Below are 22,273 nucleotides of genomic sequence, written 5' to 3'. Positions count from 1 at the left end.
TAATAAATTCAAACCTTTTCTGGGGGAATTACATACATTTCACATAAATTACACGCGCTGACTGGGAGTGTTTTTCGCTATTGGAGTGTTCGACATACAGCGGGTTTGGGTCAAAGTACGGCGGCTGCGGCAATTTATACAGCGGATACAGTCCAAAGTACAGCGCGTTTAGCAGTTAATACAGCGGTTTCGGACTAAAGTACAGCGGCACGGGTCATCATACGACGGATCCGGGAACTTTTATCGGCGGGACCAGTAGATTTATCAGCGGCCCGGGGGCATTTATCGGCGGTTTCAGCGTTTTTATCAGCGGCTCCCGGACTTTCATCAGCGCACACATACAAATGTACAACCCGTAAACCCAGGGGGCCCCCTCCCGGCACACCGTGATGTGGGAACACACATCACAACGATGTACAATGATCACCCAACAAACTGTGATGAAAACGTATACATTTTTGCTGCGTTGGTTGATACAATTAATAGTGGAAGGAGGGTTAGCATGCAACTTGATGACAGGAGCAGTCAATTGTTCGGTGATTTGGTGGAAAATCCGGGGATTAAAGGCAAGGAACTAGAATCCAGATATAATATTTCCCGCAGGCAGTTGGGATACAGCATAACCAAAATAAATGATTGGCTCGAGTTCAATAACCTTCCTGAAATAGAAAGAACGAAACAGGGACATTTTCTCATAAACAAATCGGTGATTACGAAATTCAGCAGCAAGCATGAGATGGATATCGATGCGAAAATTCTTTCGGAAGATGAACGTGTTTATATGATTCTTTTAATGATTGTAAGTAATGAGGACTTATCCCTGATTCATTTTACAAGCGAGTTGGAGGTCAGTAAGAACACGATTCTTTCTGATTTAAAAAATGTGCAAACCATTGCGGCTGACGATGATTTGAAAATCCGATATTCCAGGCGGCAGGGTTACGTGATGGAAGGCAATGAATTTAATATCCGAAAGCTTCTCATAAAGGTAATGTACAAAATACTGATGCTTAACCAGGGTAAAGCGAGGATTCGGCATACTGCAGGGATCACCGTGGATGAGGTGGAGGAGCTCGCCAATCGAATTGAAAAAGTGGAAAATAAGTTAAACCTGAAGTTTACCGACGAAAAGCTGGAAATGATGCCTTATCTCTTTGTCATTATTATACGGCGAATTGCCAATGGATCAATAATTGCACCGTTTTATATTCATTACAATGAACTCGCGGACACAAAAGAATTTGCAGCAACAGAGGAGATATTTTCCGGTTTTCAGGATATCCCGGAGGAAGAAAGGCTCTTTATTACACTGCATTTATTAACTTCCAATGTTCACTGGTCCGAATTTTTAACGGAAGAGTCGATTCCGAACTTATTGCATGCATTGGAAAATATGCTCGATTTGTTTGAGCAGATGGCCTGTGTGAAGCTGCAGGATCGGGAGCAGTTACTGCAAAAATTGCTGCTCCATGTAAAACCGGCGTATTACCGGATTAAGTATCAGCTGACGGAAGTAAATGAGGTAAAGGCCGAGGTGAGCAGAGAATTTAAAGCACTTCATCACATTGTGAAGAAATCAACTGGCCCGCTGGAAAAACTGATTGGCAGTGCCATTCCGGAAAGCGAAACGACCTATTTGACGATGCTGATTGGCGGGTGGTTAACACGACAGGGTGACAGCATTCAGAAGAAAGTAAAGGCTGTCGTGGTTTGTCCGCAAGGCGTGTCTGTTTCAAGACTGCTGTACAGTGAACTGCGTGATTTATTTCCGGAATTTATCTTTTTGGATTCGTTATCAGTGCGGGAGTTTAAGGGGTACCAATTGGATTATGATGTGGTGTTTTCACCCGTCCGGATTGAAACGGATAAAAAAATATTTATTGTTAATTCGTTTTTGGAACGGGAGGAAAAGAACACGCTTCGAAAACAGGTGATGCAGGAACTACACGGGTTTACGCCATCCACCATCAGCACCGGTGATTTGATGGAAATTATCCGGAAACATACAGCAGTCAAAAATGAACAGGAACTGATTACAGATTTGGATGCGTATTTAAACCTGGATGAGCAGCCGGTTTATAACCCGAAGCAGGAAGCGGATTATACACCTAACCTGTCGGATTTGATTACACCCGACAAGATTACCTTAAAAAAATCCGTCAACTCCTGGGAGGAAGCGATTCGAGTTGGGGCAAAACCATTACTGCAGCAAGGACTTATTGAAAAAAGCTATGTTGAGGCAATGATTCATGATTATAATCAGGATTCCTATATCGTGATAGCCCCATATGTTGCGATACCACACGCTGCACCTGAAGATGGTGTGAATCACGTGTCGATGAGTTTATTGCATCTGGAAAATGACGTGATGTTTGCAGAAGAACACCCGATTAAACTCGTGTTTGTGATTGCGGCTAAAGATAAACAGCAGCATCTGCAAGCGTTGATGCAATTAATGAAACTGGTGGGTTCCGTACAAGACCGGAATGCTTTAATGGAATCGCACAATACGGAAGCTATTTATCAATTAATGAAATTGTATTCGAAAAATTAGACGATGGGGTGAACAACGATGAGTGAACTGTTTTTTGATGAATCCGTCATATTATTGGATGTGGATTGCACAACAAAGGAAGAAGTACTTTCTGAGATGAGTCAGAATTTATGTGATAAAGGGCTGGTCAAAGAAAGTTTTTGTAATGCTGTGATTGCCAGAGAAGGTGAATTTGCTACCGGCCTGCCAACCAAAACCGCAGCCGTTGCCATACCACATACGGATGTGGAGCATGTGAACCAAAAGGTGATTAGCATCGCGGTCCTGAAGCAGCCGGTTGAGTTCGGTGTTATGGGCGATCCGGATGCAACGGTACCGGTAAAGATTGTCTTCCTGCTGGCGATGAACGAGTCCCATTCACAGTTATCGCTGCTGCAAAACTTAATGCAAATTTTTCAGGATGAAGAAACATTGCCAGCCATTATCAATGCGTCTGATAAAACTGAGATTAAAGCAATGGTTGATCAAAATCTGATTTATTCTTTTGAAGGGGGTGAGTAAGATGGCAAAGAAACAAGTACTGGTAGCCTGTGGTGCCGGAATTGCGACTTCGACGGTTGTTAACGGTGCAATTGAGGACATGGCTAAAGAACATAATCTCAATGTTGACCTGGTTCAAATTAAGATTGCGGAAGTAGGTTCTTATGTTGATACTGCTGATTTATTGGTAACGACCGCAATGACCAAGAAGGAATTTCCATTTCCGGTTATCAATGCGCAATCATTTCTAACTGGAATCGGCACAGAGGATACGAAACAAAAGATTCTGGAGGAACTTAAAAAATAAAGCTATTAATCTCGGTTTTTTTCCTAAAAGAAAGAAACCGAGATTAATAACCATAGGGAGGAAGGAAACATGCAGGGATTTGTTGATTTTATCCAGGCGTTCCTTGATTTAGGGGCAACTGTTATATTGCCTGTCGCAATATTCTTATTAGGGTTGTTTTTTGGTCAAAAACCCGGAAAAGCATTTCGTTCTGGTCTTACGATCGGGGTTGCCTTTGTCGGTATATTCCTCGTCATTGATTTACTCGTGAATAACCTCGGCCCGGCCGCACAGGGAATGGTTGAGCGACTAGGTGTCAGTTTGAATGTAATTGATGTCGGTTGGCCGGCTGCATCATCGATTGCCTGGGCATCCACGGTGGCGGCTTTCATTATTCCGCTCGGTTTGGTTGTGAACGTTGTGATGCTTGTAACAAAAACGACGAAGACAATGAACGTCGATATTTGGAACTTCTGGCATTACACGTTCATGGCTGCGATGGTTTATGCTATTTCAGGCAGTATCATTCAGGGGTTGATCGCTGCTGTCATATTCCAGATTATTTGTCTGAAGATAGCGGATTGGACGGCACCAATGGTTAGAGACTTTTATGAAATGCCGGGTGTATCGATTGCAACCGGAAGCACCATTTCATATGCACCAGGTATTTTTCTGGTCAAAGGCTTGCAGAAAATTCCTGGGGTTAGAAACTGGTCCGCTGATCCGGATACTATTCAAAAGCGGTTCGGTGTATTTGGTGAATCGATCTTTATTGGTCTTTTCCTAGGTGCGGCGATTGGCTTTTTGGCAGGTTACAACGCTGGTGAGATTATTGAAATCGGGATGGCAATGGCTGCCGTTATGGTTTTGATGCCGCGCATGGTAAAAATTTTGATGGAAGGACTAATGCCAGTTTCAGAATCTGCAAGAAAATGGCTGAGCAAACGTTTTGGTGATAAAGAAATCTATATTGGACTGGATGCTGCAGTGTTGTTGGGTCATCCTTCTGTTATTTCCACCGCGTTAATTCTGGTGCCAATAACCGTTGTATTGGCGATTATTTTGCCGGGTAACGCGCTACTTCCGTTTGGTGACTTGGCTACGATTCCATTTATTGTCGCTTTCATTGTTGGGGCTGCACGAGGAAACATCGTTCACTCCGTCATTGTCGGTACCGTCATGATTGCACTGTCGTTATATATGGCAACCGACGTAGCACCGGTCTTCACCGAGATGGCGCTTAACGCTGACTTTGAGATGCCTGAAGGATCGACAAAAATTTCAAGTATTGATCAGGGTGGTAACCTGTTTAACTGGATCATATTTAAGATTTTCGCATTATTTAACTGATTGATGAACGTAACGTAAGGAGATGTTTTTATGAAGGCGCTAGTTAAAACCGAACTCGGATTTGGCAATCTGGAAATTCAGGACAAAAATGAACCGCAGCCCGGCAATGGCCAGGTCAAAATTGAAGTGAAATATGCCGGGATTTGCGGGTCGGATATTCACACGTACGAAGGTCATTACAAAGTAGGTGTACCGGTCACATTGGGCCATGAATTTGCTGGTGTTGTTGTGGAAGTCGGACCGGATGTGACAGCGTTCGAAGTTGGCGACCGTGTCACTTCTGAAACAACCTACTATATATGCGGCGAATGTGAATATTGCCAGGCTGGTGATTATAACTTATGCAATCATCGGAAAGGATTGGGCACGCAGCAGGATGGCGGCTTTACCAACTATCTGATTGCCAGAGCAAAAAGCGTGCACAAGCTTCCAGAGGGAGTCAGCTATAAAGCTGCGGCAATGACGGAGCCATTAGCATGCACGCACCATGCCGTATCCAAAACAGAGATTAACGAGGGTGACATTGCCGTTGTTATTGGGCCCGGTCCAATTGGATTGTTTACTGCACAAGTGGCAAAAAGTTTTGGCGCAAAAGTGATTATAACCGGTTTAACTAATGATCAGGTTCGTTTAGATAAAGCAAAAGAACTGGGGATCGACCATGTTGTAAATACGCAGGAAAAAGATGTGAAAGAATTGGTTGCTTTATTAACGGATGGCTATGGCGCGGATATCGTGTTTGAATGTTCTGGTGCGGTTCCGGCAGCGAAACAAGGGCTTGATCTGCTGCGGAAAAAAGGACAATACTGCCAGGTTGGAATTTTCCCGCAAGCCGACGTTTCATTCGACCTTGAAAAAATTATTCAAAAAGAAATTCGTGTTGTCGGCAGCAGAAGTCAAAAACCAGCTGACTGGGGCCCTTCATTGGAATTGATGAATACAGGAAACGTTGACGCCGAAGCGATGATTACGCATGAATTTGATATTACGGAATGGGATCAAGCATATCAGGCAATTAAAGGCGGCGAGGCAATAAAAGTACTGCTGACGCCTGTTGAGTAATTTGGAAAGGGTGAGTTGTCATGACAGAAATGGTTCTGGATTTTGTTTTGGGTCCATTTTGGCAAGCTGTAGGGGATTTCTATTTTCAACATCAGATGATTCTGAACAGTATTGTCGTCGGCGCAGCATTGTGCAACATTTTTTTCAGAAAAAGAAAATCAGAGGCTGGCAGCCAGAGTTGAAAGGGTGAACAGGATGAGAGCACTGAACCTATATGGCATACAGGATTTACGAAGTGAGGACACCTCGCCGGAACCGGTTATTGAAAATACGGACGATGTAATTGTGAAGGTAAAAGCTGTCGGAATTTGCGGCTCTGATCTTTCCAGATATAAAAAACTCGGCCCGTATGTGAAAGGTATGACATTTGGTCACGAGTTTTCCGGTGTGGTTGTTGAAGCGGGACCGGAAGTTGATGGACTCCAGACAGGAGATCGCGTGGCAGGTTGTCCGACTTTTTACTGCGGGGAATGTGAAAGCTGCCGAAAAGGAGAACTATCGCGTTGTGAAACGTTAACCGTTATCGGCGCGCGGCACCCCGGGGCATATGCCGAATATGTGAAATTGCCGGCTGAAAATATTATACCAATCCCTGATGAGGTAGATTTTGATACGGCGGCTATGGTTGAACCATCCGCCGTTGTTGTACACGGGATGTATCGCACGTCACTGCAGCCCGGGGGAAGTGTGGCTGTAATGGGCTGCGGAAATATTGGGCTGCTTGCTGTTCAATGGGCGAAAATATTTGGTGCAAAAACGGTGTACGCGATTGATATTGATGATGAAAAATTGCGTGTGGCCGAGGAAGTGGGTGCGGATGTCGTGGTGAATTCTTTGGAAGGGTCTTCGGCATACGACCAAATAATGGAATATACAGATGGAAAAGGCGTCGACGTCGTAGTGGAGTCTGCCGGATCGCCCGTCACATCAGCACAGGTATTTGCCCTGGCCAAAAAAGGCGGGGAAGTCGTGTTTATGGGGATCCCATATGCAGATGTGAACATTGAACGCTTTTATTTTGAAAAGATTGTCCGCAGTGAACTGACCGTATTAGGCTCATGGAATGCAATATCAGCGCCATTCCCGGGAAGAGAGTGGGAAGCCACCGTTCATCATATGGCTAATGGACAAATAGATGTGAAGCCGATGATTACCCACCGGCTGAATTTGCGGGAAGGCCCTGATGTGTTTGAGCAGATTGTGAATGGTGATGGGTCGTTTGGGAAGGTGTTGTTTTATCCGGAGCTGGGTTGATGCGGTGGCCCGGCTTTGGCGGTTCAGGACAGGTTGAAAACTTTATGGTGCAACGGTGTGTTACTGTGCCCGGCAGCGAAAATTTGTGATAGCCGCTTTACTGCTGGCCCGGGTGGCGGAGTGGGTTGAAAAGTTTATTGGCGCACCGTTTTATGTTGGGGTTAGTGGTATGCGGGAGTTCTTGGTTGCCGAACTATTCGCGAAAGTCGCTGAACAGAGGAGCCCCGCTGATAAAACAGCTGATTCTGCCGATAAACTGGAGCAAGCCGCCGATAAAACAGCTCGACCCGCCGATAAACCGGGGTGCCCCGTCGAAGAAACGAGGAAAGCCGCCGAACAAACGAGAAAAGCCAGTTGAAAAACTTTATCGGAGCTCCGTTTTTATGTTCGTATCTGGTGCGTGCTGGTCGTATATAAGAGTCTCCGTCGCTGAATATTGTGCGATAGCTGTTGAATAATGAACAATTAGTAACGAAAAAAATGCGAATCACCCATAACGTGCGAACCACTCATCCAAACGTGCGAAGTCTGAGCTGAAACGTGCGAACCACTCATCCAAACGTGCGAAGTCTGAGCTGAAACGTGCGAACCACTCATCCAAACGTGCGAAGTCTGAGCTGAAACGTGCGAACCACTCATCCAAACGTGCGAAGTCTGAGCTGAAACGTGCGAACCACTCATCCAAACGTGCGAAGTCTGAGCTGAAACGTGCGAACCACTCATCCAAACGTGCGAAGTCTGAGCTGAAACGTGCGAACCACTCATCCAAACGTGCGAAGTCTGAGCTGAAACGTGCGAACCATTCATCCAAACGTGCGAAGTCTGAGCTAAAACGTGCGAACCACCCATCCAAACGTGCGAAGTCTGAACTGAAACGTGCGAACTATTCACCAAAACATGGAAACACTCAATCGTTTGTTATGAGAGAAAAGCTAAAACGGCCCTATTGGTAGGTAATCTACAACATATCCACAAAATACCTTAGCGACGGAGCGAAATCGCCGCCCTTGATCAAACGTTTGATTTCATTCGGGGTCGCCCACCTCGCATCAATTACTTCATCCGCCTGGAGCGTAACATCTTCAATCGGGAACGAGGCATGAAACAGCCAGGTATCATGGAAGTTTACCTTTCGGCGTACGCTTCGGAGCACCTTACCTTCATATCCGGACAAGTCAATGCTGATTTCCTCGTGGACCTCGCGCAGCGCTCCCTGATAGCTGTCCTCGCCTGTCAGCACGGATCCGCCTGGGAATTCCCATAAGTAGGGATTCGTCTTGTCGGGATGCCGTTTCGATATTAAAAAATCCCCATCATCATTCACGATCCAAACGCTAACGACCAGGTGGAAATCCCCGATTGCCAATGGTACTCCCCGTTCATGCGTTCTGCCGGTTTTCCGTCTATCCTTATCGTACATGTCCCACAGTTCCATTCAAATCTCTCCTCGCCGCAGACTAATCTACTATTTTCTAAGTATAGCACGCCACCGCTTATCTCAAATCATATTCGTGAATCAATTTTATATACCAAAAGTCCTGCCCGTAAAAACACATCTTTTGTCGCAAGGAATCTCCCTCCATAACAGCGAAACTATCCAGAGAAGACAATATATTTGAAAATTCGACACTGGAGGTGGACTGAACAGAACCTATTTCAATAGGGACGGTTTATGCTAAGACCAATTTTAAGGAGGACGTAATTATTCGAAACGTAAAATTGTTAGCGGTTCTTACGACGATTCTCATGATTGCAACACTATTCGGCACGACGCAGGTGACTCAGGCGTATTCGCAGACACATGAAGACTTCACGCCGTATTTTGGCCAGATATATGAGCAGCCTGAACAGGTGAAGGAGCTGTATCCGGCACCTGATGTTGATTTGGATACTCCTGCATTTCAGGAAGGGAAAAAGAATTTTACGACTCAACGTGAGATGATGTCATTTTTGCAGGAGTTGGATCAGTCGAGTAAGCTGATGCAGATGAAAACTGCAGGTTATTCGCTTGAAGGGCGCAAGCTGCCATTACTTATTTTTTCAAAAGAAGGTGATGTGCAGGACTCCAATAAGACAACGGTGATGCTGGAGGGACAGATTCACGGGAATGAGCCGGCTGGTGGCGAATCGATGCTGGTTGTGGCTCAAAGACTTGCTACAGGTCAATTAGGGGAGCAAGTGCTTGACGATATAAACGTTATCGTGGTTCCCCGTATAAACGTGGATGGTTCCTACTACTTCCAGCGTGAAACAGCGAATGGGCTGGATGCGAACCGTGACCATATTAAGCTGGAAACTCCGGAGGTCCGTACGCTTCACAACGTATTTAACCAATACAAACCGGAAGTTGTCATCAGTGCACATGAGTATAGCACGTATCCGGGTAAATTTCCGGATGTGGGGGAAAAGGGAGCATTGCCCTATCACGATATCTTGCTGGCACCCGGTTTCAACTTAAATATTCCAAAGACGATTCGCAACAAGACATCCAATTGGTTTGTCAAAGAGGCGCACAGGGACCTGGGCAGAAAAGGATTTTCCTCGTATCCGTATTACCTTGTTGACCGTTCGGCTGATGAAACTACCATATCTGAAGGCGGACTGGAAGCACGGATGGATACGAATGCGTATGGTCTTCAGCCAAGTTTTACTATTTTAGTAGAAAGCCGCGGGATCGGCATCGGACGTGAAAATTTCAAACGTCGAGTTGCAGCAACGGCAGCGGCGCATACGAGTCTATTAAAATCCAGTGCTAAACGTGCCAACGCAATTAAACACGTTGTAGACAATGTAAAAGATAAGATTGTCCGCCAAGGGAGCAAAATTGGCAATAGCGATAAAATCGTATTGGACGTTAAGCGTCAGCAGTTACCGGGCAATCATCAATTAAAAGTAGTCGATATAGCTGAGGGATCCATCAAACAGATACCGGTTAACTATTACAGTTCAAAAGAGGCTGTTCCGACAATGGAGCGTATTCGTCCGACTGCATACATTATGCCGCCGGAGTATCAGGAAATTGCGGAGAAACTGAAACTGCAAGGGGTGGAAGTGAAACGGCTCAAAGAAGCAAAAGAAGTAACAGTTGAGCGTTATAAAGTAACGGATAAAGAGGTGGAAGATGAACCTTACCAAGGCCATCAGATCAATCATGTTACAACCGACATTGAGAAGACTACGCATCAATTCCCAGAAGGAAGTTATGTGTTCAGTTCCGCCCAGCCGGCTGCGAACGTGATTTCTGTTGCACTTGAACCGGAATCAATCGACAGCTATGTAACGTTTAACTATCTGCCAGTCGACGTTGGTGATACGATTCCTGTTTACCGGTATATGAAAGAACAGCCGCTGGTAACAGAATAAACGACCTTTTCAAATACGAAGCCCCCGGAATATTCCGGGGGTTTATCATGTCAATCGCTTCTGTAAAAAATACTGATTAAAACCTTTCGGGTGATCCTCCAGAATGCCGAAAGTCTCGAATCCATTTTTCATATAAAACTCCGGTGCCTGAAAGCTGAATGAATCCAGAAAAATCAGCCTGCACCCACTGCTAATGGCATACTTTTCAAGCCGCTCCAGCAGCATCCGGCCGTATCCTTCCAGCCGCAGTGTTTCCTCGACCCACAGAAAATCGATATGTACGTGCTGCCAATACATCGTTCCGGTGATGCCGCCGATCACATGCCCATCGTCATCTTCCATCACGAAGCCAAACTCTTCTTTGTTCGTTTTCAGTTCATCCGGCAGCTGTTTCATGTTGTGTTCGATTACTTTTTTCCGGATAAAATCCCGTGCAGACTGCTCTGTCTGATGTGTGATTTTTACCATAATGCATTCCCCCATTTTTATTGACTGAATTAGTATAGCATAATCTGCACAATTTAATCTTGTCAGTTTCGCCCCTGACAAAATAGCATTTAGATTATATTGTAAACGCTCTATTTGCGGAGTAACCTTGAATTAAGGACTTATAAAATTCATGAAAAAGGAGCGCTTTATTATGGCTGAAAAGAAAGGATTTCGAGCAAAAGTTCAGCGGTTTGGAAGCTTTTTAAGCGGAATGATTATGCCGAATATCGGCGCCTTTATTGCGTGGGGTATTATAACCGCACTATTCATTCCCGATGGCTGGTTTCCGAATGAAGATTTAGCGGTATTGGTCGACCCGATGCTTAAGTATTTGCTTCCGTTGTTAATCGGGTATTCAGGCGGCAGGATTGTATATGACAGGCGCGGAGGTGTCGTCGGTGCCATCGCCACAATGGGGGTTATTGCCGGAACGGATATTCCAATGTTCCTTGGCGCGATGATGATGGGGCCGCTTGGCGGATATCTCATCAAGAAAATTGACGGTCTGTTCCAGGATAAAATCAAATCAGGATTTGAAATGCTGTATAACAATTTTTCAGCAGGGATCCTGGGGGCAATTCTTGCTGGTATTGCGGTTAAATTAATTGGACCGGTTGTGGCAGGGTTGAGTTCCGCATTAGCAACTGGTGTCGAGGCAATTGTTAACGCCGGCTTGTTGCCGCTTGCCAGTATCATTATTGAACCAGCAAAAGTATTATTTTTAAACAATGCCATTAATCATGGGATTCTGACACCAATTGGAATCGAGCAGGCCAATGAAGTTGGGGATTCTATTCTGCTACTGCTCGAGGCAAACCCTGGTCCGGGATTTGGTGTGCTGTTGGCGTTTTCCATTTTTGGGAAAGGAGCATCGAAAAGTTCCGCTCCGGGTGCGGCGTTCATTCAGTTTATCGGTGGAATCCATGAAATTTATTTCCCATATGTATTGATGAAGCCGGCATTGTTGCTTGCCGTTATCGGTGGCGGTATGAGCGGTGTGTTCACATTGTCACTCTTTAATGCAGGTCTGGTCGGACCGGCATCACCGGGCAGTATCATTGCAATTCTAATGATGACACCACAAGGAAACTTCCTTGGCGTTATCGCTGGTGTACTTGTGGCTGCGGCGGTTTCATTTGTCATTTCCGCCCTTATTTTAAAAACGAGCAAAGTAAAAGATGAGGGTTTGTCAGAAGCTACTGGTAAGATGGAAGAAATGAAAGGGAAGAAAAGCTCGGTCGCTGATTCGTTAAAAGAAGAAGAACCAGCGGCAAAAGCAAACGATGAGGTCAATAAGATAATTTTTGCCTGTGACGCCGGAATGGGCTCCAGCGCAATGGGCGCATCCTTGTTGAAAAATAAATTTAAAAAAGCGGACATTGATATTTTTGTAACCAATTCTGCGATCAGTCAAATCCCGGATGACGCGGATCTCGTCATTACGCATCAGGATTTAACGAGCAGTGCTGAGGAGAAAATACCGGATGCGGAACACATTTCGGTGGAAAACTTTTTAAACAGCCCGAAGTATGATGAACTGGTGGAACGATTTAAAAACTAAGCTGGCATAAGAGGGGTGAAAAGGATGTATATTTCCGGACGTGAACGTAAATTCATTCATTTGCTGTTGCACACAGACGCTGCCCTGACCGTGAATCAAATCGCCGATACGCTTGATGTAAGCGAGCGAACCGTTCATCGTGATTTGAAAAATATCGAGGACATTGTTGCGGAATATAATCTGCAATTGATCCGGCAATCAGGCCGCGGGCTGATTATCTCCGGTGACGACGAAGCCAGGAAGAAACTCGATTTGGAAGTTTCCCAGGCGGAGTTTTCGGATTTCACGGCAGAAGAGCGGCAGGCGATGATTTACGCGACACTTTTGGAAATGGATGAACCCATCAAACTTTTCACCCTTGCCAATGAATTAAAAGTAACAATTGCAACGGTCAGCCATGATTTAGATCAGCTTGAAGAGGAACTGAAGACGTATCAGCTCACCTTAATCCGCAAACGAGGTTATGGTGTTCGTCTGGAAGGAAATGAATCAAATAAACGTGCGGCATTAAGCAGCCTGATCACCGCACATATTGAACCGTTTCAATATGTCTCGCTTTTAAAAAATAATATAAAAAAACAGCAGCAAACCAATACGATTTCGGACAGGCTGCTCGGATTGGTGGATCCGGAAAAACTGACGATTATCGAAGAAACGGTTAATAAAGCGATGGATGAATTGCCGCAAAAGCTGGCTGACAGTGCCTATATCGGATTGGTGGTTCATCTGGCGCTTGCATTGGAACGGCTATTAAAAGGGGATTCGATTCATATGGATCCGGATTATTTGGCTCAAATGGAGGAATCCAGGGAATTTGCAGTGGCGCAAAAAATGATTGCGCATTTTGAAGAAGCATTCCAGATGGACATTCCGAAAGATGAAATCGGCTATATTACGATGCATTTGATGGGGGCAAAAATACGGTCCGATTCAAACAGTTTAATGGAAGAATCGGGATTGGATGTTGTTTACAAAGCGAAAGAGCTGATAAACTATGTCAGCAGCATGGTCAGTGACGATCTGCTGCGCGAAAACACTGTATTGCTGAATGATTTGGCCGCCCATCTGAAACCGTCTATTTACCGGATGAAGCAGGGGCTGACTATACGCAATCCGTTAATCGGGGAGATCCAACGTGATTATGAATCGCTGTTTGACCTGGTGCAGGAAGCGGTCGCGGAGATTTTTCCAGATCTGGATTTTCCGGATGACGAAATCGGTTATCTCGTCCTGCACTTTGCAGCTGCGATGATTCGCGATGAGGCAGGCTCGGAAATGCGTGCACTGGTTATTTGCTCGAGCGGAATCGGGACTGCGAAAATACTGGCAACCAAGCTCAAGCAGCAGATTCCGGAAATCAGACACGTGGAAAATAAATCGGTCCTTGATTTGGAACAGGCTGAAATGTCGAGGCACGATATCGTTGTTTCCACGATTGGGCTGGACGGTTTCGAGGATGATTATATCCAAATTTCACCGATGCTGACAGAAGCGGAAGTACACCGCATTAGAAAGGCAATCAAGCAGAAAAAAATTACCCGGCGCTTGTCACGTGATGACAAAGCGGTGCAGCCAAACGAAGACTTCATGCAGCAGTTGAAAAGGACCCAGCATTACACAAAAGCGGTGACGGAGTTATTAGATTCGGTTAACGTCGTGAATATTCCGGAAAAATTACCGATAGCATTGATTTTACAGTTTATCGGCAATGAACTGGAAACACTGGGACTGATCCGCAATAAGGAACTTGTTTTTGAAAAGCTGCAAAAACGGGAACAAAAAGGCGGACTTGGAATACCGGGTACAACATTGGCACTGTATCATGCCCGGTCAAGCGGACTGGATAACCTGAGTTTTACTATTTATCCGCTGAACCATCCGGTAACACTGGAGGGGATGGACAATACCCCGATGAACGTGGATACAATCCTGGTCATGCTTGCCCCGGATGATGCGAATCAGGAGACGCTCGATGTGTTGAGCCATCTGAGCAGTATCATTATTCAGGATGATGAAAAGATTAGTCTGTTTGAATCCGGCGATGAGGCCCGGGTCAAAACGTTGATGACAAACGAAATGCAAAAGTTTTTACATGACAAAAATATTCTGTAGGGAGCGTATCAATCATGGATAACGAAATTTTAAACGAACAAAATATTCAACTCGGTGTGAATTTGAACGGAAAAGAAGAAGCAGTGCGTTATGCCGGCGGAATTTTAGTTGATAATGGCTATGTGGAAAAAGAATATGTCGAAAAAATGCTCGATCGTGAAGAAGTGACGTCCACGTATATGGGAAATAACGTGGCCATCCCGCACGGAACAGAGGATTCAAAAGGTACGGTAACCAAGACCGGTATCTCGATTGTGACCATTCCGGATGGCGTTGATTTCGATGGCAATACAGTTAAAGTATTAATCGGGATTGCCGGAAAAGGGGATGAACATCTCGAAGTACTTTCTAAAATCGCCATCGTATGTGCAGAGGAAGAGAATATCCAAAAAATAATCGATGCTGATTCAAGTGAACAAATTCTCGCCTTATTCAACGAGGTGGAATAAATGTTGGCTGTACATTTTGGCGCCGGGAACATCGGCCGCGGGTTTATCGGGGAACTCCTGTTTAAAGCAGGCTACCATACAACCTTTGTCGATGTGAATGAAGCAGTTATCAACGAACTGAACGCGAAAAAGGAATATAACGTTATTTTGGCCGCAGAAAACAGTGAAACACTGACCGTGAAGGATGTTTCCGGAATCAATAGTGTCTCGGATCCGGACGATGTGGTGGATGCTATTGTGAAAGCCGATGTTGTCACAACAGCTGTGGGGCCGAATATCCTGCCGATTATCGCGGAGCTTATTGCACGTGGACTACGTAAACGGGCGGCGCGTAATCTGGAAGCTTTGAATTTGATTGCGTGCGAAAATATGATTGGCGGCAGTGAATTGCTGAAGGAAAAGGTATATGAACATCTAGCCCCGGCTGAGCGCGGAAAATTTGACGAGCTGTTTGGCTTTCCAAATGCTGCAGTTGACCGGATTGTGCCGAACCAGTCAAATGAAGATTTGCTGACCGTGTCTGTCGAGCCATATTATGAGTGGGTCGTGGAGCGGGCAGGCATTAAAGGTGTAGCCCCTGACGTTGACGGAATCACGTATGTTGATGACCTCCAGCCATATATTGAGCGGAAGCTTTTTACCGTGAACACAGGCCACGCGGTCCCGGCATACATCGGACAATACATGGGTTATGAAACAATCAATGAAGCAATGCAGGATCCACATATCCAGGAAATTATCAACGGTGCATTGCGAGAGTCCGGTGAAGTTCTCATTCAAACGTATGATTTTAACCGCGAGACGCACGAAGAATATATTGACAAAATCATTGCCCGCTTCAAAAATCCGTATATATCAGATGACGTCAAGCGTGTCGGGCGCGGACCGATTCGTAAGCTGGGAGCGATGGATCGGCTGGTCAGGCCTGCCACTGAGTATGTGGAGGTTACCGGCAAAAACCCAGTCTACCTTGCCAAAATCATCGCCGCAGCACTGCATTTTCATGATGAAGAAGATGATGAGGCTGTGAAGCTGCAGGAGATAATTGCGGAAGATGGATATGAGCGGGCGTTGCAGAAAGTATCCGGTTTGGAGTCGGACGATCGGGTGCTGACGGCTGTGTTGGAAGAGTTGGAAAAGCTGAAGAAGTTGAAATAATGGGGGACTGTCACTTGGAGGTGGCAGTCTTTTTAATTTGTGGACTTTAGGTAACATTAGTGTTATTATGTAATTACATAATAATGTATAAACTAAATAAAAATAGAATACAATGGATAGGAGAATGATATGAAATGAGTGTGGGTGCAATGGCAAAAAAAGAAGTTCGTAAAGTCAACCAGACCGGGAACAGTTTAAGTGTTGGTCTGCCAAAATCAATAGTTGATGCTTTGGAAATTAAACGTGGTGATGAAATGGAATTTAAAGTTGAAGATAATCAAATCATTTTAAGTAAAAAAGAAAGTTGGGAAGACCAGGTAGATACAGAAATGGTTGAAATGCTTCGCGAAACGTTTGATGAACATTATGAAGTTTTCAAGAATTTGAAGGACAGATAAATGAAGACGGTTTATTTGAAAACAAAAGACGTAATACTGATTCATTTTATGATCATGAAGAAGTTTGGAGCAGATGAACAGGCTGGGATTAAAGAGCAGGGATTGTTGGAATCGGCAGTTCATCGTCCTCAGCAATCAGCATTCGGTGAAGATGCATATCCAACCATTTTTGAAAAAGCAGCGTCACTATTTGAATCGCTAGCAAGAAATCACTGCTTTTATAATGGAAACAAGCGAACTGCATTTACTTCAGTGGATATATTTTTGAAGAAAAACGGATACAAATTAAAACAGAATGATGCCGGGAATGAAGACTTTACCGTTGATGTTGCTGAAGGTAAGGTAACGACACAGGAAATCACTGCATGGCTGAGAAATAGTACGGATCAATATAAAGGTTAAAGTCACTTGTAGAAGGTGGCTATTTTTTTGCAGCTAATGGAACAGTTGCTATTAGAAGCGCAATGAAAAATGTGCGAAAACGTCGCCAAATATGCGAACTTTGGCTGAAACATGCGAAGTCGATGCCCAAACGTGCGAACTCGGGCTGAAACGAGCGAAGTCGATGCCCGAACGTGCGAACTTTGACTGAAACGAGCGAAATAAGCGCCCGAACGTGCGAACCGGGCCCAAACATGCAACTCTCTCCCAAACGTTTGAACCCCAAACATTGAATACGCTCATCCCCGCATCCCCGACTAACTCCGCATCACATTCCGGCGGGCAAAAATCATGAGTGTAACCGTAACAACAGTTCCTTCTGCGGCTTGGAGTGAAAGCCAGATTCCGGTTGTTCTGAAAAGGTATGGCGGGATAACGAGCATGACGATGAGCATGATGAATCCGTGGAAATCGTGATTCTGAGGGATGGCCGGACATAGCAGGTTGATAAGTGGGTCATCTAATTAAATTTATTCCCATAAATAGATAGCCGATAAAGAACAATCTGATTCCTGTTGCAGCGAGTTCAGTAACCTACTTCTACCGTTTCCTTTATGGCATTATATATTTTGGACCCATAATAAAAACTGATTGTCTGCTACATTAACTGCGTACAACTCCTCCCTCATACCCGGACGGGCAAGGGCGCTTTCCTCGTGTAGCTTACCCAGCACACCTTGATGGTTTTTTTCTCTTATCAGTATTGCCGATCCTCATCATATAAATCCCATAGTTCCATTTGATCCTTTCCCCCAGGTTACTCAATCATTTCTGCAAAAATACGATGAAAACTTTTTGGGTGATTATAACAAAAGATCCCAAAAATATTGAAATTTATAGAAAACATTGAATTAATCTTTCATTTTAAAAATATATATGATAGAATTATTTAAAAATAAAGTATTGGTGTAAATTTTACAATATTACTGTAAATATTTGAAGAGGAAAATTACGATATGGAAAACATTCATAAGAAAATTAAAAGTTTAAGGTTAGAAAAAGGTTTAACGTTAAAAGATTTAAGCGATTTAACAGGACTTTCGGTAAGCTTTTTATCGCAAATTGAACGTGGTACTTCGTCATTGGCTATTACTTCTTTAAAGAAAATTTCTGATGCATTAAATATTAATATCACTTATTTCTTTGAGGAAATTGAAAATCATAATTACGCATTACATGAGGAGGAATATAAACCATTTAAATTGGAGGGATCCGACGTATTTCATATTCGCTTGGCAGGTGAATTCCCTGAAAGAAAACTGGAGCCGATGATGGTTACTTTACCGCCAAACATGGAGTTCAAGGAAAAGTATAGTCATCCTGGAGAGGAGTTTTATCATGTAATGAGAGGTACAGTTATCTTTAAAGTTGAAGAGGTTGAATATGTTCTGAAAGCAGGGGACTCCATTCATTTTCCTTCAGAAAAAGTCCATGAATGGAGGAATCCAACAGATACGGAAACAGTTTTAATTAGTGTGCTCACTCCAGTTATTTTTTAGCGATAAACAAACAATAGAAAGGGTGGATAGTATGAGAGTAGCGACTGATATCGGTGGAACATTTACTGATTTAGTTTATGTTAATGACCAAGGTAGGTTAGATATAGCCAAAGGCCCCACAACACCTCCAAACTTTGAAAAGGGTGTTTTAGATGTCATTGATAAAAGTATAGACAACAAGGAAGAAATTTCAACCTTCATCCATGGAACTACGGTAATAATTAACGCTTTGACTGAAAGAAAAGGAGCAAAAACCGGATTAATTACAACCGAAGGATTCAGGGATATATTAGAAATAGCACGTGGGAATCGTCCAGATTTGTTTAATATTCGCTATAAAAAACCTGAGCCTTTTATTGAACGTCATTTAAGGAAAGAAATTAGTGAACGATTGAATTATCAAGGTGAAGTATTAACCCCTTTGAATAAAGAACAAGTAAAAGAAGTTGTCGATTATTTTAAAAAAGAGCAAGTTGAAGCGATTGCAATTGCATATTTACATTCATATGTAAATCCCGAACATGAAAAGGAAACAGTTCGAATCGTTAAGGAGTTATGGCCAGAAATCGAGGTTTCTGCTTCTCATGAAGTGATACAAGAGTGGAGAGAATATGAAAGAACTAATACTGTTGCATTAAATTCATACGTTAAACCTGCTGCATCAGCGTATGTGAACAAGCTTGATAATGAGTTGGAAGCGTTTAATACTGGAAGTAATAACTTTATCATGCAATCAAATGGGGGTATGACAACATTTGATGAATCAAAGAAGGTGCCCATAAACATGGTTGAATCAGGTCCTGTAGCTGGAATCTATGGGGCTGCAGTGCTTGGAGATTTGATCAATGAGAAAAACATTATTGCTTTTGATATTGGTGGAACAACGGCAAAATGTTCATTAATCGAAAATGGCGAGGTGAAAGTATCAACAGATTATTATATTGAACGGAATGATCGTAATGCAGGATACCCTATTAAAACCCCCGTAGTCGATATAGTTGAGATTGGGAACGGTGGAGGATCCATCGCTTGGTTGGATGATGCCGGCGCATTAAAAGTAGGGCCGGAATCAGCTGGTGCTTATCCGGGACCGGTATCATATGGACAAGGCGGGAAAGAGCCAACGACAACAGATGCCAGTTTAATAACAGGAAGACTTTCCGCTAAAAACTTTGATTATGATGTTAATTTGGATTTAGTTAAAGATGTGATACAAGAAAAAATAGCAAACTATTTTGATATGACAGCTGAGGAAGCAGCGCTTGGTATTATTCGAATTGCCAATTCTAACATGTTGAATGCATTAAAACTCATTTCGATTAGAAAAGGGCATAACCCACAGGACTTTACATTAGTTGCATTTGGCGGAGGCGGTTCAATGCATGCTCCTGCTTTGGCGAAAGAGTTAGGAGTTAAAAAAGTAGTCATTCCAACTGCATCTCCCGTTTTCTCAGCATGGGGCATGCTTATGAGTGATTTACGGCACGATTACATTAAAACATATATTAAACGTTTAAATAATTTAGATCTAAGTGAAATTATGAGTCAATGGAATATGATTGAAAATGAAGCATATCAGCAATTTGACAATGAAGGCGTTCAAAAGAATCAAGTTGTTTTTGACCGGTTTGCGGACATGCGATATTTGGGGCAGGAACATACGGTGAAAGTACCGGTCCCTGAAGGGGATTGGACTGACGCAGAATTAGAAACCATTAAGGAGACATTTCATCAACTACACGAACAAAAATATACATTCAGGTTGGATGATACTGAAACAGAAATTGTTAACTTGCACGTTACCGCTTTTGGGAAGGTGAACAAGCCAGCTATACAAAAAACAGAAAAGAATACAACTTTAGAAGAGGCAAAAATAGAAACACGGGACGTTTATTTTGAGGACTCTGAAGGCTGGATCAAAACTGAGGTGTACCAGCGTGAATTATTGCCGGTTAACCAAATGATTAAAGGCCCGGCGGTTGTTGAGGAAAAAGCAGCTGTGACCGTTATTTATAAAGGTCAATCACTGACAGTGGATGATTATGGAAATCTAATAATTGAAACGGGGGCGAAATAAATGATGCAAACAAAAGTGGACCCATTCACACTTGAAATTGTTAAAGATTCATTGCTTGCTACTGGTGATGAAATGTTTATTGCTTTGGCAAAGACATCGATGAGCCCAATTATTTATGAGGTGTTGGATTATGCGAGTGGGCTGACCGATTCCAAAGGTCAATTGTTGACTCAAGGAAATGGTGTTACAGGATTTATTGGCATGCTTTCGTTTATGGTTAAACAAACACTAAAGAAATACAACGAAGAGGGAAATCTTAAGCCTGGGGATATTATTGTTGTTAATGATCCGTATGGTGGCGGTGGTTCTCATTTATCAGATGTTGGTTTGGTGATGCCAATCTTTTATGAAGATGAATTGATTGCTTTTTCAGCAAATAAAGCCCATTGGACTGAGGTTGGAGGTAAAGACCCGGGTTCATTTACGAATGATTCAAAGGATATTTTTCAGGAAGGCTTACAATTTCCATCTATTAAACTATTTGATAGTGGCCAGTTGAATGAGGGATTGGTTGAAATTATTCGGGCAAATGTTCGGTTCCCGGAGTTATCTTTAGGTGATATGTGGGCACAAGTTGCAGCCCTTAAAACTGGTGAACGTCGAGTTAAAGAAATATGTGAAAAATATGGTAAAGATAATGTGCTCGCAGCAATTGATTACCAATTAGACCACGGTGAAGCAATATCAAGACAAGAGTTGAAAAAGTTGCCAAAAGGAACCTTTACAGCAGAAGGGTTTGTGGAAACTGATGGGATCGGAAATGGTCCTTTTCCGATAAAGGTAGAAGTTACAATTACTAATGATGAATTTGTGTGTGATTTCAGAGGAAGCAGTACCCAGGTGCCCGGACCAGTTAATTGTTCTTTTACAGGACTTGCCTCTGCAGTAAGAACGATTTTTCTCGCAATTACGAATCCAGACCAAAATGTTAATGATGGTGTGTTTCGTCCTTTAAAAATTATCGTTGATGATGGCTCAATAATGTCTGCAGAACGACCGGCACCAACATCCAACTATTTTGAAACAATGCTTGGATGTACAGATTTAATTTGGAAATCCCTTGCACCTTATATACCAGAACGTCTTGCAGCAGCCCACCTTTTATCTGTTTGTTCTGTTACACTTTCTGGTTCGCACCAAGATACGGACGAGCCGTTCCTGATTGTTGAACCTTCTGTTGGCGGCTGGGGAGGCGCTGATGGTCAGGATGGTGCGAGTGGACAATTCTGTATCCTTGATGGTGAGACATATAACGTACCTGTAGAAGTTGCAGAAACACGTTATGGAGTATTGCTAGATGAATATAGTTTACGGATTGATGGATCGGGTGCTGGCGAGTATATCGGCGGAAAAGGAGTTGTTCGATCCTATAGGGCATTGTCGGATAATCAATCTGCTACCATTACATTTGGACGAAATCAGTATAAACTTTGGGGAACAGCTGGTGGAAATGAAGGTTCTGTAAATGAGTTTTATATTCATAAGGCGAATGGAGATACTGATGGACCTTATGGAGTTTATCCGCGGTATTCCCTGCAGAAAAATGATGTACTCAAATTGATGACGGCAACTGGCGGAGGATATGGCGATCCGTTGAAGAGACCGGCTGAACAAGTATGTAAAGATGTTAAAAATGAATACTATTCTGTGGAAGAAGCAAAATCGTTATTTGGTGTAGAAATAAACCCGGAAACATTTGAGTATTTAGAATTGGATGTACGAAAGTAAAAAGGAGCATTT

22 protein-coding genes are annotated in these 22,273 nt (G+C 43.5%); 19 read left to right on the top strand and 3 right to left on the bottom strand.

The annotated features are described in order from the left end of the window. Positions 1 to 502: 502 nt before the first annotated feature. From HUX68_RS10800 to HUX68_RS10765, 8 genes are all read left to right on the top strand, one after another. The gene (locus HUX68_RS10800) at positions 503 to 2,554 is read left to right on the top strand and encodes a BglG family transcription antiterminator (protein WP_174614833.1); all 2,052 of its coding nucleotides are present in this window, start codon (positions 503 to 505) and stop codon (positions 2,552 to 2,554) included. A gap of 18 nt (positions 2,555 to 2,572) precedes the next feature. Continuing rightward, the gene (locus tag HUX68_RS10795; RefSeq protein ID WP_174614832.1) at positions 2,573 to 3,055 is read left to right on the top strand and encodes a PTS sugar transporter subunit IIA; all 483 of its coding nucleotides are present in this window, start codon (positions 2,573 to 2,575) and stop codon (positions 3,053 to 3,055) included. Position 3,056: 1 nt separating this feature from the next. Next, positions 3,057 to 3,341 (top strand): PTS sugar transporter subunit IIB, encoded by a 285-nt coding sequence (locus HUX68_RS10790; protein ID WP_174614831.1) that lies wholly within the window; start codon positions 3,057 to 3,059, stop codon positions 3,339 to 3,341. 69 nt (positions 3,342 to 3,410) lie between these two features. Continuing rightward, entirely contained in the window at positions 3,411 to 4,670 is a 1,260-nt protein-coding gene (locus tag HUX68_RS10785) for a galactitol-specific PTS transporter subunit IIC (protein WP_174614830.1), read from the top strand. A 30-nt stretch (positions 4,671 to 4,700) separates the two neighbouring features. Next, the gene (locus HUX68_RS10780) at positions 4,701 to 5,732 is read left to right on the top strand and encodes a zinc-binding dehydrogenase (RefSeq protein ID WP_174614829.1); all 1,032 of its coding nucleotides are present in this window, start codon (positions 4,701 to 4,703) and stop codon (positions 5,730 to 5,732) included. 20 nt (positions 5,733 to 5,752) lie between these two features. Beyond that, positions 5,753 to 5,914, top strand: a complete 162-nt coding sequence (locus tag HUX68_RS10775; protein ID WP_174614828.1) for a hypothetical protein — start codon at positions 5,753 to 5,755, stop codon at positions 5,912 to 5,914. A 13-nt stretch (positions 5,915 to 5,927) separates the two neighbouring features. Continuing rightward, positions 5,928 to 6,986: a galactitol-1-phosphate 5-dehydrogenase gene (locus HUX68_RS10770; protein WP_174614827.1), complete on the top strand. Its 1,059-nt coding sequence runs from the start codon at positions 5,928 to 5,930 to the stop codon at positions 6,984 to 6,986. Positions 6,987 to 7,171: 185 nt separating this feature from the next. Continuing rightward, positions 7,172 to 7,444 (top strand): hypothetical protein, encoded by a 273-nt coding sequence (locus tag HUX68_RS10765; RefSeq protein WP_174614826.1) that lies wholly within the window; start codon positions 7,172 to 7,174, stop codon positions 7,442 to 7,444. Positions 7,445 to 7,473: 29 nt separating this feature from the next. Here HUX68_RS10765 and HUX68_RS10760 read toward each other — a convergent pair whose 3' ends face one another. Then, on the bottom strand, positions 7,474 to 7,839 hold the full coding sequence (locus tag HUX68_RS10760) for a hypothetical protein (RefSeq protein ID WP_174614825.1): 366 nt from the start codon (positions 7,837 to 7,839) through the stop codon (positions 7,474 to 7,476). Positions 7,840 to 7,944: 105 nt separating this feature from the next. Beyond that, the gene (locus tag HUX68_RS10755) at positions 7,945 to 8,421 is read right to left on the bottom strand and encodes an NUDIX hydrolase (RefSeq protein WP_174614824.1); all 477 of its coding nucleotides are present in this window, start codon (positions 8,419 to 8,421) and stop codon (positions 7,945 to 7,947) included. Positions 8,422 to 8,732: 311 nt separating this feature from the next. Here HUX68_RS10755 and HUX68_RS10750 point away from each other — a divergent pair, with 311 nt between their 5' ends. After that, entirely contained in the window at positions 8,733 to 10,349 is a 1,617-nt protein-coding gene (locus HUX68_RS10750) for a M14 family metallopeptidase (protein ID WP_174614823.1), read from the top strand. A gap of 45 nt (positions 10,350 to 10,394) precedes the next feature. Here the strand turns inward: HUX68_RS10750 and HUX68_RS10745 are convergent, their stop codons facing one another. Continuing rightward, on the bottom strand, positions 10,395 to 10,817 hold the full coding sequence (locus HUX68_RS10745) for a GNAT family N-acetyltransferase (protein ID WP_174614822.1): 423 nt from the start codon (positions 10,815 to 10,817) through the stop codon (positions 10,395 to 10,397). A 172-nt stretch (positions 10,818 to 10,989) separates the two neighbouring features. Between HUX68_RS10745 and HUX68_RS10740 the strand changes: the two genes are divergently transcribed. The 10 genes from HUX68_RS10740 (at position 10,990) to HUX68_RS10700 (ending at position 22,261) form a co-directional block, all read left to right on the top strand. After that, positions 10,990 to 12,399: a PTS mannitol transporter subunit IIBC gene (locus HUX68_RS10740; RefSeq protein ID WP_174614821.1), complete on the top strand. Its 1,410-nt coding sequence runs from the start codon at positions 10,990 to 10,992 to the stop codon at positions 12,397 to 12,399. Positions 12,400 to 12,423: 24 nt separating this feature from the next. Then, positions 12,424 to 14,511 carry a BglG family transcription antiterminator gene (locus HUX68_RS10735; RefSeq protein WP_174614820.1) on the top strand — a complete coding sequence of 696 codons (2,088 nt, stop codon included), beginning with the start codon at positions 12,424 to 12,426 and terminating at the stop codon, positions 14,509 to 14,511. 14 nt (positions 14,512 to 14,525) lie between these two features. Further along, positions 14,526 to 14,960, top strand: coding sequence for a PTS mannitol transporter subunit IIA (locus HUX68_RS10730; RefSeq protein WP_174614819.1), 435 nt, complete (start codon positions 14,526 to 14,528; stop codon positions 14,958 to 14,960). Then, positions 14,961 to 16,118, top strand: a complete 1,158-nt coding sequence (locus HUX68_RS10725; RefSeq protein ID WP_174614818.1) for a mannitol-1-phosphate 5-dehydrogenase — start codon at positions 14,961 to 14,963, stop codon at positions 16,116 to 16,118. A 134-nt stretch (positions 16,119 to 16,252) separates the two neighbouring features. Next, positions 16,253 to 16,516, top strand: a complete 264-nt coding sequence (locus HUX68_RS10720; RefSeq protein WP_174614817.1) for an AbrB/MazE/SpoVT family DNA-binding domain-containing protein — start codon at positions 16,253 to 16,255, stop codon at positions 16,514 to 16,516. After that, on the top strand, positions 16,517 to 16,918 hold the full coding sequence (locus tag HUX68_RS10715) for a type II toxin-antitoxin system death-on-curing family toxin (RefSeq protein WP_174614816.1): 402 nt from the start codon (positions 16,517 to 16,519) through the stop codon (positions 16,916 to 16,918). It begins immediately after the preceding gene. 330 nt (positions 16,919 to 17,248) lie between these two features. Next, positions 17,249 to 17,374: a hypothetical protein gene (locus HUX68_RS19440; RefSeq protein WP_281355728.1), complete on the top strand. Its 126-nt coding sequence runs from the start codon at positions 17,249 to 17,251 to the stop codon at positions 17,372 to 17,374. Positions 17,375 to 17,913: 539 nt separating this feature from the next. Further along, complete coding sequence (locus HUX68_RS10710; protein WP_174614815.1) at positions 17,914 to 18,456, top strand: helix-turn-helix domain-containing protein; 543 nt, start codon at positions 17,914 to 17,916, stop codon at positions 18,454 to 18,456. A 31-nt stretch (positions 18,457 to 18,487) separates the two neighbouring features. After that, positions 18,488 to 20,533, top strand: a complete 2,046-nt coding sequence (locus tag HUX68_RS10705) for a hydantoinase/oxoprolinase family protein (protein ID WP_174614814.1) — start codon at positions 18,488 to 18,490, stop codon at positions 20,531 to 20,533. Then, on the top strand, positions 20,534 to 22,261 hold the full coding sequence (locus HUX68_RS10700; protein WP_174614813.1) for a hydantoinase B/oxoprolinase family protein: 1,728 nt from the start codon (positions 20,534 to 20,536) through the stop codon (positions 22,259 to 22,261). It begins immediately after the preceding gene. Positions 22,262 to 22,273 lie beyond the last annotated feature (12 nt).

This window comes from Virgibacillus ihumii (genome assembly GCF_902726655.1).
In the GTDB taxonomy this organism is placed as follows: domain Bacteria; phylum Bacillota; class Bacilli; order Bacillales; family Amphibacillaceae; genus Lentibacillus; species Lentibacillus ihumii.
The sequence above is the reverse complement of the archived record's forward strand: the minus strand, read 5'-3'. Positions and strand labels throughout refer to the sequence as shown.